This is a genomic window from Allobosea sp. 05T439, from assembly GCF_056396005.1.
The window spans coordinates 65114-77619 of sequence record NZ_JBFTKP010000001.1; the positions used below are offsets into that span (position 1 = coordinate 65114).

Genomic DNA, 12506 nt, shown 5'->3' on the forward strand with positions numbered 1-12506 from the left:
CGATGGAACTCTGGATCCTCTTTGGTACCTTCGCGCTGCTTCTCCTCATCGGCGTGCCCGTGGCTTTCTGCCTGGGCATGTCGTCGATCGCCACCGTCGTCTATATGGGCCTGCCGCCGGTCGTCGTCTTCCAGCAGATGAATTCCGGCATGAACGCCTTCGCCATGATGGCGATTCCGTTTTTCATCTATGCCGGCGACCTGATGATCCGCGGCGGCATCGCCGAGCGCCTGATCCAGATGGCCTCGAGTCTCGTCGGCCATCTGCGCGGCGGCCTGGGGCAGGTCAATGTCGTCACCTGCACGCTGTTCGGCGGCATTTCCGGCTCGGCCGTCGCGGATGCATCCGCCGTCGGCGGCCTGATGATCCCGCAAATGGTCAAACGCGGCTACGACGCGGACTATGCGGTCAATGTCACGGCCAATGCGGCGATCATCGCGCTGCTGATCCCGCCCTCGCACAACATGATCATCTATTCGCTCTCGGCGGGCGGAAACATCTCGATCGCCGATCTGTTTACCGCCGGCATCATCCCCGGGCTGATGCTTTGTGCTGCGCTGATGGTTGCGGCCTGGGCCGTCGCGGTCCGGCGCGGCTATCCGCGCGAGGCGTTTCCGGGATTTGCTGCGGTGGGCCGCTACATGGTGCTGGCGCTGCCCGGCATCCTGCTGATCTTCATCATCTTCGGCGGGGTCCGGTCCGGCGTTTTCACCGCAACGGAATCCTCCTGCGTGGCTGTCGTCTACGCCGTCCTCGTCACCATCTTCGTCTATCGCCAGCTCACCTGGACGGCCTTTGTCGAAGCGACCCTTGGCGCGGTTCGCACCACGGCTATGGTACTGCTGGTGATCGGGACGGCCGGCGCCTTCGGCTGGCTGATGGCCTTCCTGCAGGTGCCGCAAGCGACKATCGGCGCGATGAAGGCGGTCTCGGACAACCCGCTCGTCATCCTGCTGATGATCAATCTCATCCTGCTCGTGCTCGGCACGTTCATGGACATGGCGCCGATGATCATCATCTGCACGCCGATCTTTCTGCCGGTTGTGAAGGCCTTTGGCGTCGACCCCGTGCATTTCGGCGTGATCCTGATCCTGAACGCCGGCATCGGCCTGAACACGCCGCCGGTCGGATCGGTACAGTTCGTCGCCTGTGCCATCGGGCGCGTCTCGATCGGGGAATCGATGCGGACGATCTGGCCCTTCTACGGCGCCAGCGTTGCCGTACTCCTGCTGGTGACCTATGTCCCTGCAATCTCCCTCTGGCTGCCAAGAGTGTTCCATTGACCAGACTGTCGCCGCAAACCCTTGGCAGCCTGCCCAAGACTGTCCGCCGTCCATCCTATGAGCGCGCAGGTCTGAAGCCCGGCATCGTGCATCTCGGGCTCGGCGCCTTCGCCCGCGCCCATCTCTGCGAATATACGGATGATGCGCTCGAGCACGCTTTCGGCGCCTGGGGTATCATCGGCGCCAGCCTGCAGCGCCCCGACCAGCGCGACAGGCTGAAGCCACAAGGCGGTCTCTACAGCTTCCTGAAGCGGGCTCCAGACGGCCCGCAGATGCGCATCATCGGTTCCGTGCTCGATGTGCTCGTCGCGCCCGAGAATCCCGCCGCTCTCGTCACACGTCTCGCCGCCGCCGAAACGCGCATCGTCTCGCTGACCGTGACCGAGAAGGGCTATTGCCACGACCCGGCCACCGGCCGACTGCGGCAGGATCATCCCGACATTGTTCACGATCTGGAACATCCCGATGCCCCGCGCTCGGCCATTGGCCTGATCGTCGCCGCCCTGAAGCTGCGAAAGGCCGAAGGCCTCGCTCCCTTTACCGCGCTGAGCTGCGACAACCTTCCGCATAACGGCAAGGTCCTGCGCGGCCTGGTGCGCGACTTCGCAGCTCTGCAGGACGATACGCTTGCAGCCTGGATCGAAGCGAATGGAGCCTTCCCGGCGACGATGGTCGACCGCATCGTGCCCGCCACCACCGACGCCGACATCGCGGAGGCCGCCGGCCTGCTCGGTGTCGAAGACGCCGCACCGGTGATCGGAGAACCCTTCCGGCAATGGGCGGTCGAGGATCGTTTTGCCAGTGGCAGGCCCGCATGGGACGAAGTCGGCGCCCAGATGGTCTCCGAGGTCGCGCCCTTCGAGTTCATGAAGCTGCGCATGCTCAATGGTGCCCATTCCAGCCTCGCCTATCTCGGCTATCTCTCCGGCCACGAGACCGTGGCCGAGGCGAGCGGCGATCCGGTGCTCGCCCGCTTCCTGCAGGGGCTCTGGGCCGAGATCATCCCGACCGTGCCCGCTCCGCAAGGCGTCGATCTCACCGACTATGCCGGCGCGCTGCTCACCCGCTTCCACAACCCCGCCATTCGCCACCGTACCTGGCAGATCGCCATGGACGGCTCGCAGAAGCTGCCGCAGCGTCTGCTCGGCACGATCCGCGAACGCCTCAAGGCCGGTGCGCCGATCGATCACCTTGCGCTCGGCGTCGCGGCCTGGATGCGTTACGTCACCGGCACGGACGAGACGGGCACCGTCATCGATGTCCGCGACCCGCTGGCGGGCGAATTCGCCCGCATCGCGACGCAGGCGGGCCGGAATGCGCAGGCGCTGAGCAGCGGCCTTCTCGGCATCGAAGCGATCTTCGGTAGCGATCTGCCGCGCGAGACGGCCTTCACCAAGGCTGTCGCCCGGCAGCTCGATAGCCTGTTCTCGCAGGGCGCGAAGGCAACGGCGGCGGCGCTGGCGGCCTGAGGCCGAAGCCCGGAAAGCAACAGCGCATGTGGAACCCTCTCCTGCAGGGACAGGGTTCCACATGCGAATAGCGAAACCTCTTGATCAGGCTCGCCCCCTGTCGCCAGATGCGGCCATGAAGCGGCTCGCCCTCCTTGCCCCCACATTCTGCCTTGGCCTCCTGATAGCCGGCACAGCTGCGGCGCAATCTCCCGCGACCGTCCCCAATTTCTGGGACGGCAAGATCAGGCTCGATCGGCCGGAGCCCGGGCCCCCACGCGTGGTTCGTTTCCTGACCGACGACGACTATCCGCCGCTACATTTTGCTGCGCCGGACGGCGCGCTGACCGGTTTCTCGGTCGAGCTCGCCCGTGCGGTCTGCGAGAGGATGCTGTGGACCTGCACGGTTCAGGCCCGCCGCTTCGACACGCTGCTCGATTCCCTGGCCGAAGGGCGCGGCGACGTCCTGGCGGCGGCGATGGCGGTGACGCCGCAGATCCGCGCCCGTTTCAGCGCCAGCCATCTCTATTTCCGTTCCCCTGCCCGTTTCGTCACGACCCGCGGCAGTGCTCAGCCGGAACTCGACAGCCGCGAGTTGCAGGGCAAGCGGATCGCCGTCATCAGCGGCTCCGCGCATCAGGCCTTCCTCGAACGTCTGATGCCCTTCGCCCAGCGCCGTGAAGCCCCCAGCCTGACGGCAGCGATTGCCGCATTGCGCAGCGGCGAGGTTGAATATGTCTTCGGGGACGGCGTCGCGCTTGCACTCACGCTCGCCGGCCGCAACGGCGGCGAGCTCGCCTTCAGCGGCGGCCCCTTCCTGGAAAGCCGCTATTTCGGCGAGGGGGTCAGCTTCCTCACGCGCAAGGATGACCCGACCCTCATACGCGCAATCGACTATGCGCTCCAATCGCTCTGGGACGACGGCACCTATGCCAGGCTCTATCTGCGGTTCTTTCCGGTGAGCCCGTTCTGAAGGGAAGCCAACCCAGGCTCCTCGCCGATCTCGTGTCCGGAGCGCTCGCAATCGGCGCCCGGCCTACCCGGTTCCCCGAAGGCTCGCTGCCGCCCCAATCTCGTCAGGTTCGGTTGCCCCACGCAGAATCAGGAGGGAGGTGAGCCCGTGGACCCGCCTCCCTCCCGTTTCATCGCGCGGGGCGCGTATTGGAGAGCTCGCCCTCGAGCGCCAGGCGGGCCGCGCTTGCCATCCAGCCAGCCGTGGCGGGCAGGATATCGTCATTGAAGTTGTAGCGCTCGTTGTGGAGCTCGCCACCGTCGGTCACCGGGCCATTGCCGATCCAGACATAGGCGCCCGGCCTGTCCGCCATGAAATGGCAGAAATCCTCGCTCGCGGTGCTCGGCGGCACGTCGCGCCGAACAGTCAGACCAGCCTGCTTCGCTGCCGCGACCGAGATCTCTTCCTCCAGTTCGGTATTCGCCGTGGCGCGACCGCCAGTGATGATCTCGATCTCGGCCCGCATCTCGAAGGCCTCGGCCGTGCTGTTGGCAATGCGCTTGAGGCTCCCGATCACGCGATCGCGCACCGCCGGCCGATAGGTCCGGAAAGTGCCGTCGATGGTGACGCTGGACGGGATCTGGTTCGGCGCCTGGCCGCCATGCACCATGCCGACCGAGACGACCGCGCTGTCGAGCGGATCGACATTGCGGGCGACGATCGTCTGCAGAGCCACGATCAGATGGCTCATCGCAACGATCGGATCGCGCGTCAGGTCGGGCTTGGCGGCATGGCCGGCCGTGCCGTGCAGGGTGATCCGGAATCGGCCGGGTTCGGCCATAACCGGTCCGTGATGAACCGCCACCGTGCCGGCTTCCAGGCCGGGCCAGTTATGGAATCCGAAGACGCGCTCCATCGGGAAGCGTTCGAACAGACCGTCGGCGATCATCGCCCGGGCGCCGGCACCATTCTCCTCCGAAGGCTGGAACAGCAGATGGACCGTCCCGCTCCAGCTTTCGTCGCGCGCCAGCAGGGCGGCGGCTCCGAGCAGGGAGGTCGTGTGGCCATCATGGCCGCAAGCGTGCATCACGCCCTTGTTCGTGGAGACATAGGGCAGGTCATTCGCCTCGAGAATCGGCAAGGCGTCCATATCGGCCCGCAATCCGACGCTGCGGTCCGAGTTGCCGCGCTTCAGCGTCGCGACGACGCCGTGACCACCAATGCCGGCGGTAAAGGGAATGCCGAGTTCGGTCAGCTTCTCCTGAACGAAGGCAGCCGTCGCGCTCTCCTTCAGCGAGAGTTCGGGATGCGCGTGGAGATGTCGTCGCCACGTCTTGAGCGTTTCGAGGAGAGCGTGATCCATGAGGTATCCGATACAGAGCCAATCGCGGAGCGGAGCCTATACGCATGCGCCGCAAGAGCAATTCGACCGAACGCGACCCGGGCAGGCAATGAATGCGGTGCAGGGCAGGCAACGCCCCAGGACAGCCGGCACCGATTGACGCCGCCCGTTCTCATCTGTCAAAGCCGGAGCTTCCGAAAACCTTGAGACAGACGAGGACCCGCCGCAAATGTCCGCTTTCGATCCCACGCTCGTGGATGCCGCCCAGCGTTCGGCCGCCTGGCCGTTCGAGGAAGCACGCAAGCTCGTGGCCCGGATCGAGAAATCGGGCAAGAAAGAGGTGCTCTTCGAGACCGGATACGGCCCCTCGGGCCTGCCGCATATCGGCACCTTTGGCGAGGTCGCGCGCACCTCGATGGTGCGCCACGCCTTCCGCGTGCTCACCGACGACACGGTGCCGACGCGGCTGATCGCCTTCTCCGACGATCTCGACGGCCTGCGCAAGGTGCCGGACAACGTCCCGAACAAGGAATTGCTGGCGAAGCATCTCGGACGGCCGCTGACCGAGGTCCCCGATCCTTTCGGCACGCATGACTCGTTCGGCCGGCATAACAACGCCCGCCTGCGTGCCTTCCTCGACCAGTTCGGCTTCGATTACGAGTTCAAGTCCTCGACCGACAGCTATCGGGCGGGCGAGTTCGACGCGACCCTGCTGAAGCTGCTGGCGCGCTACGACGCGGTGATGAAGATCATGCTGCCAACGCTCCGCGAGGAGCGCGCCGCGACCTATTCGCCCTTCCTGCCGATCCATCCCAGGACCCGCATTGTCATGCAGGTGCCGATCGAGGCGCGCGATGTCGAGAAGGGGACCATCACCTGGACCGACCCGGAGAGCGGCGAGCGTTTCGAGACCCCTATCACCGGCGGCCATGCCAAGCTGCAATGGAAGCCGGATTGGGCGATGCGCTGGGTCGCGCTCGGCATCGACTACGAGATGGCCGGCAAGGACCTGATCGATTCCGTCAAGGTCTCGTCGGCCATCGCGCGCGCCCTCGATGCGACGCCGCCGGACGGCTTCAACTACGAGCTCTTCCTCGATGAGCAGGGCCAGAAGATCTCGAAGTCGAAGGGCAACGGCCTGACCATCGAGCAATGGCTCTCCTATGGCTCGCAGGAGAGCCTGGCGCTCTTCATGTACTCGCGTCCGCGCGAGGCCAAGAAGCTGCATTTCGACGTCATTCCGCGTGCGGCTGACGAATATCTGCAGTTCCTCGGCGGCTACGAGCGGCAGGATTGGAAGAACCGGCTCGGCAATCCCGTCTGGCATATCCATAACGGCAACCCGCCGGCGCCGGAGGTGATCGCCTCGGGCGAAGGCGATAACGCCGCCAAGACGCAGGTCACCTTCGGGCTGCTGATGAACCTCGTCGCCGTCGCCAATGCTGAGGACAAGGATGTGCTCTGGGGCTTCCTGCGCCGCTATGCGCCGGGTGCCTCGCCTGCGACCCATCCGCGTCTCGACGCGCTGGTCGGCTACGCGATCCGCTATTTCCAGGATTTCGTGAAGCCAGCCAAACAATACCGTCCGGCGACGCTGGAGGAGCGGCAGGCCCTGCAGGATCTCTCAGCCAGGCTCGGCGAACTCTCGGCTGCAGGCGTCACCGATGCCGGCACGATCCAGGACGCGGTCTACGATATCGGCCGACGCGATCCTTACAAGACCGTGCAGAAGGACGGCTCGGCCGGCGTCTCGCTCGCCTGGTTCAACACGCTCTACGAGATCCTGCTCGGTGAGCCCAAAGGCCCGCGCTTCGGCTCCTTCGCCGCGATCTACGGCATCGAGAACACCCGCGCGCTGATCGCCAAGGCGCTCGCCGGCGACCTGCTCGCCGAGCACCACGCCTTCCTGAAGGCGCGTGAGGCGGCACGGGGATGAACAAACGCACCGCGCTTGCACCGGATATGGTCGAACAGGCCATCCGCAGTCGCCGCGCGGTGCGTGCCTTTCTGCCGGATCCGGTCGATCCTGCGCTGGTGCGGCTCCTGCTCGAACTCGCCGCCCAAGCGCCGAGCGGGACCAATATGCAGCCCTGGAAGGCGCGTGTGCTCGGCCCCAAGAGCCGGGCACGGCTGGAAGCCGGGTTGCTCGCTGCGCTCGACGATCCCGACTTCAAACCGGCGGAGGAGTACCGCTACTACCCGCAGACCTTCACCGAGCCCTATCAGTCGCGCCGCCGCAAGGTCGGCTGGGACCTCTATGGCCTGCTCGGCGTCACCAGGGGTGACCATGAGGGTATGAAGCGGCAGACGGCTTATAACCTGCGCTTTTTCGGCGCGCCGGTCGCGCTGATGGTGACGATCGACCGCGACCTCGAAATCGGCTCCTGGCTCGATCTCGGCATGTTCATCCAGAATCTGCTGATCGCTGCCCAGGCGCATGGCCTCGATACCTGCCCGCAGGCGATTTTTGCCCGCTTTCATCCGGTCGTGCGCGATGCGTTGGCGATCCCCGAGAGCGAGGTCGTCGTCTGCGGCATCGCGATCGGCCATGCCGACCCTGACGCAGCTGCGAACCGGCTCGTGCCGGAGCGCGAGCCGGTCGAGACCTTCACCGCCTGGCTCGACTGAAGGCAGGAGCTACACCAGCTTCGGCTTGCTCTTGCCGAACAGCTTCAGCACTGGCGCAACGGCGAAGTGAACGCCGATCATCGTTGCCACGCCCGCGGCCAGCCCGACGACCGCCGACAGCGCCGCCGTCACCAGCCATTCGACAACCGCGCCCAGGCCGGGGACGGGGCGGCCCGATGCCACGGCGGCATCGTGAATGAGGTGCCCCACCGCACTGAAGCCATAGCCCTCGAAACCGTGGATCAGGATGCCGCCGCCGACCCAGAGCATGGCGACGGTCCCGACAGCGCTGAGGATCGAGAGCAGCACGGGCATGCTCACCACGAGCCCCCGCCCGAATCCCTTGGACAGGGGCCGCAGCAGGCGGTCGACGGTGCTGGGCTCGGCTTCGGCGGGGCGTTTGCCACGCCCAAGGTGAAGCAGGTTTGAGATGGGGTGATCGTTCTGCGCCAGAGCAACGCCGGCATCATCGGCCTTCACGATCAGCGCGACGAGACCGTAGACGAAGGCGGTCATCCCGATGCCGACGATGGCCAGGACCAGCGCCTGCGTCCAGAACGAGGACTGAGACACGCTTGCGAGCGTGATCGCCATGATCTCCGCCGAGAGGATGAAGTCGGTCCTCACTGCACCGCTGATCCTCTGGTTCTCGAACTGGGTGGCGTCGATCCCCGCCGAGGCGCCCTCGCCTTCGACATCAGCGCCATGAGGCCGGACCAGTTCCAGGACCTTCTCGGCTCCCTCGAAGCAGAGATAGAGGCTGCCCAGCATCAGCAGCGGCGTGATTGCCCAGGGTGCGAACAGCGCCAGCAGGAGCGCCGCCGGCAGCAGGAATACCAGCTTGTTCCGCAATGAGCCCAGCGCGATCCGCCCGATGATCGGAAGTTCCCGATCCGCGCTGAACCCGACGGCATAGCGCGGCGTCACGGCCGTATCGTCGATGACGATGCCGGCAGCCTTGGCACTCGCCTTCGCCGCCTGGCTCGCGGCATCGTCGAGGGACGCCGCAGCGACCTTCGCAAGCGCCGCGATATCGTCGAGCAGGGCGACAAGGCCGGAACTCACGATCGCACCTCCGGGGACACGCACTGGGCCAAACCAGTCAACGACGCGGCCCCGAAGATGACAAGGGGCGCCTCCGTCCGGCAAGTCGCCTCAGGAGGCAGCGACCAGCCCGCCAGCCTGCCCGACCCGCCGCAGATGATGGGGGGTATCGCCGAACAGGCTCTCGATCATGGTCAGGCGCTTGAAATAATGCGCGCCGAGATATTCCATCGTCATGCCGATGCCGCCATGGAGCTGCACCGCCTCCTGCCCCACCAGCCGGCAGGAGCGATTGATCTGGACCTTCACAGCCGACAACGCGGCGGTCCGCTCGCCCGCATCGGGATGGCCGACCATCATCGCGGCATAGAGCGCCATCGAGCGGGCTTGTTCGAGCGCCATCAGCATGTCGACGGCGCGATGCTGCAGCACCTGGAACTGGCCGATCGCGACGCCGAACTGCTGGCGCGTCTTGAGATAGTCGACGGTCAGGCCGTGCAGCGCATCCATGATGCCGACAGCTTCGGCGGCGAGCGCAGCAATGGCGTGGTCAGCGACACGCTCGAGGATCGGCAGCCCTGCGCCGAGCGATCCCAGCAGAGCCTCCTGGCCGAGCACGACGCCGGAGAAGGCGATCTCCGCAGCGCGTCCGCCATCCTGTGTCGGGTAGCCTCGGGTTCTCACGCCGGGCGCCGCCGCATCGACGAGGAAGAGGCTGATACCGGTCCGGTCGCGCCGGCCGCCATCTGTCCTGGCGCTCACCACGATCCGGTGCGCGCTGTCGCCATTGATCACGACGCTCTTGGCGCCATCGAGCACGAACCCTGTCTCCGTGCGCTGCGCGCTCGTCGCCACGTCGAAGAGATCGTAGCGTGACTGCTTCTCGGTGAAGCCCAGCGCCAGGCGCAGGGTGCCGTCAACGATGCCCGGAATGATCCGCGCCTTCTGTTCAGCCGAACCGCCGAACCGGACGGCGCCGCCACCCAGCACAATGCTCGCAAGATAGGGCTCAAGCGCCAGTCCCTTGCCCAGCGCCTCCATCACCACCATGGTCTCGACAGGACCGCCGCCGAAACCGCCCTCCTCCTCAGAAAACGGGATGCCGGTGAGGCCCAGCTCCGCAAGCTGCGCCCAACCCTTCTCGGAGAAGCCGAGCGGCTCCTTCGCCAAGGCCTGCCGCGCGTCGAGCGTGCCATAGGCCGCGCCGATCAGCCGCTCGACACTGTCCTTGAGCTGGGCCTGTTCGGAGGAGAGGTCGAAATCCATCGGGTTTCATCCAGCCTGGCGGGGCGCTAGCCACCGCGTCATGCTCGCCCTTGTGGCGAGCTCTTGCGTCCTGCGACGCGCGTGAAGGGAAGACGGGGGTGGCCGGGACAAGCCCGGCCAGGACGCGGCAGGGCGCCAAGCCTCATCGTCAAAGCCCCAGCACCGCCTTGGCGATGATGTTCTTCTGGATTTCGTTCGAGCCGCCATAGATCGAGACCTTGCGGTTGTTGAAATAGCTCGCTGCAGCCGCATCGGCCCAGTCATGCTCGAAGGGCCAGTCATTGGTGAGGTCGCCCGTCCGCAGCGGCGCGGCAAGCGCGAATGGCCCGGCMACCTCCAGCAGCAGTTCCGTCGTCGCCTGCTGCAATTGGGAGCCCTTGATCTTGAGGATCGAGGAGGCAGGATCGGGTTTGTTGGGATCGCGCCTGCCCTGTGCTGCGACCACCCGCATCTGGGTGATTTCCAGCGCCTTCAGTTCGATCTCGACCAGCGCAAACCGTTCGCGGAAATCGGCGTCATCCCACAGCACACCGTCGCCGGCCGGCATCTCCTTCGCCAGCCGTTTGATCCGGGCAAGACGTTCCTTGGAGAGGCCGATCCGGGCGATGCCGACACGCTCGTTGGCAAGGAGGAACTTGGCATAGTCCCAGCCTCTGTTCTCCTCGCCGACGAGGTTTTCGACGGGCACGCGGACATCGTCGAAGAAAACCTCGTTGACCTCGTGCCGGCCCTCGAGCGTGATGATCGGGCGCAGGGTGATGCCGGGCGTCTTCATGTCGATCAGGATGAAAGAGATCCCGGCCTGCTTCTTCGCCGCGGGGTCGGTGCGCACGAGGCAGAAGATCCAGTCTGCGTGCTGCCCGAGCGTGGTCCAGGTCTTCTGGCCGTTGACGACGTAATGATTGCCATCGCGGACGGCCCGCGTCTTCAGCGAGGCGAGGTCCGAACCCGCGCCGGGCTCGGAAAAGCCCTGGCACCACCATTCGTCGAGATTGGCGATACGCGCGAGGTGCTTCTCCTTCTGGCTCTGGGAGCCGAAGGCCGCGATCACCGGCCCGACCATGTAGCAATTGAACTGCTGCGGCAGCGGCACGGCGGCGAGCAGCATCTCCTCAGTGAAGATATAGCGCTGGATCGGGCTCCAATCCTGCCCGCCCCATTCGCTCGGCCAATGCGGTACGGCCCAGCCGCGCGCGTTCATGACCCGCTGCGAGGTGACATAATCCTCCCGCGCCAGCCCGAGGCCTTCGGAGACCTTCCTGCGGATAGAAGCCGGGATCTCGGTGCGGAAGAACTGCCTCACCTCATCGCGGAAGGCGATTTCCTCGGGCGTGAAGCGCAGGTCCATGATGGCTAGCCCTGATTGATCTCGAACAGCCCCGCGCAGCCCATGCCGCCGGCGACGCACATGGTGACGACGGCATAGCGCGCCTTGCGGCGGCGCCCCTCCAGCAATGCATGGCCAACCAGCCGCGCCCCGCTCATCCCGAAGGGATGGCCGACCGAGATCGCGCCGCCATTGACGTTGACCTTCTCGGGATCGATGCCGAGCGTGTCGCGGCAATAGATCGACTGGGAGGCGAAGGCCTCGTTGAGTTCCCAGAGATCGATATCCGAAACCTTCAGGCCATTGCGCTCGAGCAGGCGCGGCACGGCGAAGACCGGGCCGATGCCCATCTCGTCCGGCTCGCAGCCGGCCGAGGCGAAGCCACGGAAGATGCCGAGCGGCGACAGGCCCCGCCGCGCAGCCTCCTTCGCCGACATCACGACGCTCGCAGCCGCACCGTCCGAGAGCTGGCTGGCATTGCCGGCGGTGATGAACTTGTCCTCGCCGCGCACCGGCTTCAGCTTCGCAAGTCCCTCCAGCGTAGTGTCCGGCCGGTTGCCCTCGTCCTTGGCGAGCGTGACCTGCTCGTTCCGCGTTTCGCCGCTCGCCTTGTCGGTGACGGACATCACTGCGCTCATCGGCACGATCTCGTCGTCGAACAGCAGGCGCTGCTGGGCCGCGGCGGTGCGGCGCTGGCTTTCCAGCGAGAACAGATCCTGCACCTCGCGCGAGATGCCGTAGCGCTCGGCGACGTTGTCGGCGGTCTCGATCATCGTCGTGTAGATCTCGGGCTTGTGCTTCATCAGCCAGTCGTTCTGGGTGAGTTCGCGCCGCACCACCGGCTGCACCAGGCTGATCGACTCGACGCCTCCGCCGATCGCGACCGGCACGCCGTCCATGACAATGCGCCGCGCCGCATGCGCGATCGCCTCGAGGCCCGAAGCGCAGAAGCGGCTGACGGTGACACCGGCAGACGCGACCGGGATGCCGGCGACCAGCGCGGCATGACGGGCGACATTGCCGCCGGTCGCAGCCTCCGGATAGCCGCAGCCGAGCACGATCTCCTCGATCGCCGCCGGCTCGATCCCGGCCTTCTCATAGGCTGCCTTGATCGCGTGCGCCGCAAGATCGGCACCGCGGGTCTGGTTGAAGGCACCGCGATAGGCCTTGCCGATCGGCGTGCGGGCGGTGGAGACGATGACGGCTTCGGTCATGG

General features: G+C 66.0%; 10 protein-coding genes. 5 read left to right on the plus strand and 5 right to left on the minus strand.

The window, feature by feature from the left end:
• The first annotated feature begins 2 nt into the window (after window positions 1-2).
• The 3 genes from AC1DIO_RS00310 to AC1DIO_RS00320 all read left to right on the plus strand — a co-directional run bounded on the left by AC1DIO_RS00310 (window position 3) and on the right by AC1DIO_RS00320 (window position 3704).
• On the plus strand, window positions 3-1283 hold the full coding sequence (locus AC1DIO_RS00310; protein WP_441488023.1) for a TRAP transporter large permease: 1281 nt from the start codon (window positions 3-5) through the stop codon (window positions 1281-1283).
• Complete coding sequence (locus AC1DIO_RS00315) at window positions 1280-2752, plus strand: mannitol dehydrogenase family protein (RefSeq protein WP_441504426.1); 1473 nt, start codon at window positions 1280-1282, stop codon at window positions 2750-2752. Before AC1DIO_RS00310 ends, AC1DIO_RS00315 begins: the two co-directional genes overlap by 4 nt.
• Before the next feature lie 115 nt (window positions 2753-2867).
• Window positions 2868-3704, plus strand: coding sequence for a transporter substrate-binding domain-containing protein (locus AC1DIO_RS00320; protein ID WP_441504425.1), 837 nt, complete (start codon window positions 2868-2870; stop codon window positions 3702-3704).
• Window positions 3705-3873: 169 nt separating this feature from the next.
• On the opposite strand, the gene AC1DIO_RS00325 is transcribed toward AC1DIO_RS00320, so the two are convergent.
• On the minus strand, window positions 3874-5046 hold the full coding sequence (locus AC1DIO_RS00325) for an amidohydrolase (RefSeq protein ID WP_476775585.1): 1173 nt from the start codon (window positions 5044-5046) through the stop codon (window positions 3874-3876).
• 208 nt (window positions 5047-5254) lie between these two features.
• Here AC1DIO_RS00325 and AC1DIO_RS00330 point away from each other — a divergent pair, with 208 nt between their 5' ends.
• Together AC1DIO_RS00330 and AC1DIO_RS00335 are read left to right on the plus strand one after the other, a co-directional pair.
• Complete coding sequence (locus AC1DIO_RS00330) at window positions 5255-6961, plus strand: lysine--tRNA ligase (RefSeq protein ID WP_441504423.1); 1707 nt, start codon at window positions 5255-5257, stop codon at window positions 6959-6961.
• Window positions 6958-7653, plus strand: a complete 696-nt coding sequence (locus tag AC1DIO_RS00335; protein WP_441504422.1) for a nitroreductase — start codon at window positions 6958-6960, stop codon at window positions 7651-7653. The genes AC1DIO_RS00330 and AC1DIO_RS00335 overlap by 4 nt, the downstream gene beginning before the upstream one ends.
• 9 nt (window positions 7654-7662) lie before the next feature.
• Here AC1DIO_RS00335 and AC1DIO_RS00340 read toward each other — a convergent pair whose 3' ends face one another.
• From AC1DIO_RS00340 to AC1DIO_RS00355, 4 genes are all read right to left on the minus strand, one after another.
• Window positions 7663-8718: a DUF808 domain-containing protein gene (locus AC1DIO_RS00340; protein ID WP_441504421.1), complete on the minus strand. Its 1056-nt coding sequence runs from the start codon at window positions 8716-8718 to the stop codon at window positions 7663-7665.
• 90 nt (window positions 8719-8808) lie between these two features.
• Window positions 8809-9963: an acyl-CoA dehydrogenase family protein gene (locus tag AC1DIO_RS00345; protein WP_441504420.1), complete on the minus strand. Its 1155-nt coding sequence runs from the start codon at window positions 9961-9963 to the stop codon at window positions 8809-8811.
• Between the two features lie 148 nt (window positions 9964-10111).
• The gene (locus AC1DIO_RS00350; RefSeq protein ID WP_441504419.1) at window positions 10112-11311 is read right to left on the minus strand and encodes an acyl-CoA dehydrogenase family protein; all 1200 of its coding nucleotides are present in this window, start codon (window positions 11309-11311) and stop codon (window positions 10112-10114) included.
• Window positions 11312-11316: 5 nt separating this feature from the next.
• Window positions 11317-12504: an acetyl-CoA C-acyltransferase gene (locus AC1DIO_RS00355; RefSeq protein WP_441504418.1), complete on the minus strand. Its 1188-nt coding sequence runs from the start codon at window positions 12502-12504 to the stop codon at window positions 11317-11319.
• Window positions 12505-12506 lie beyond the last annotated feature (2 nt).

Coding starts and splice junctions, on each gene's coding strand:
- AC1DIO_RS00320 (WP_441504425.1), top strand. CDS start 2,868: ATGAAGCGGCTCGCCCTCCTTGCCCCCACATTCTGCCTTGGCCTCCTG.
- AC1DIO_RS00325 (WP_476775585.1), bottom strand. CDS start 5,046: ATGGATCACGCTCTCCTCGAAACGCTCAAGACGTGGCGACGACATCTC.
- AC1DIO_RS00330 (WP_441504423.1), top strand. CDS start 5,255: ATGTCCGCTTTCGATCCCACGCTCGTGGATGCCGCCCAGCGTTCGGCC.
- AC1DIO_RS00335 (WP_441504422.1), top strand. CDS start 6,958: ATGAACAAACGCACCGCGCTTGCACCGGATATGGTCGAACAGGCCATC.
- AC1DIO_RS00345 (WP_441504420.1), bottom strand. CDS start 9,963: ATGGATTTCGACCTCTCCTCCGAACAGGCCCAGCTCAAGGACAGTGTC.
- AC1DIO_RS00355 (WP_441504418.1), bottom strand. CDS start 12,504: ATGACCGAAGCCGTCATCGTCTCCACCGCCCGCACGCCGATCGGCAAG.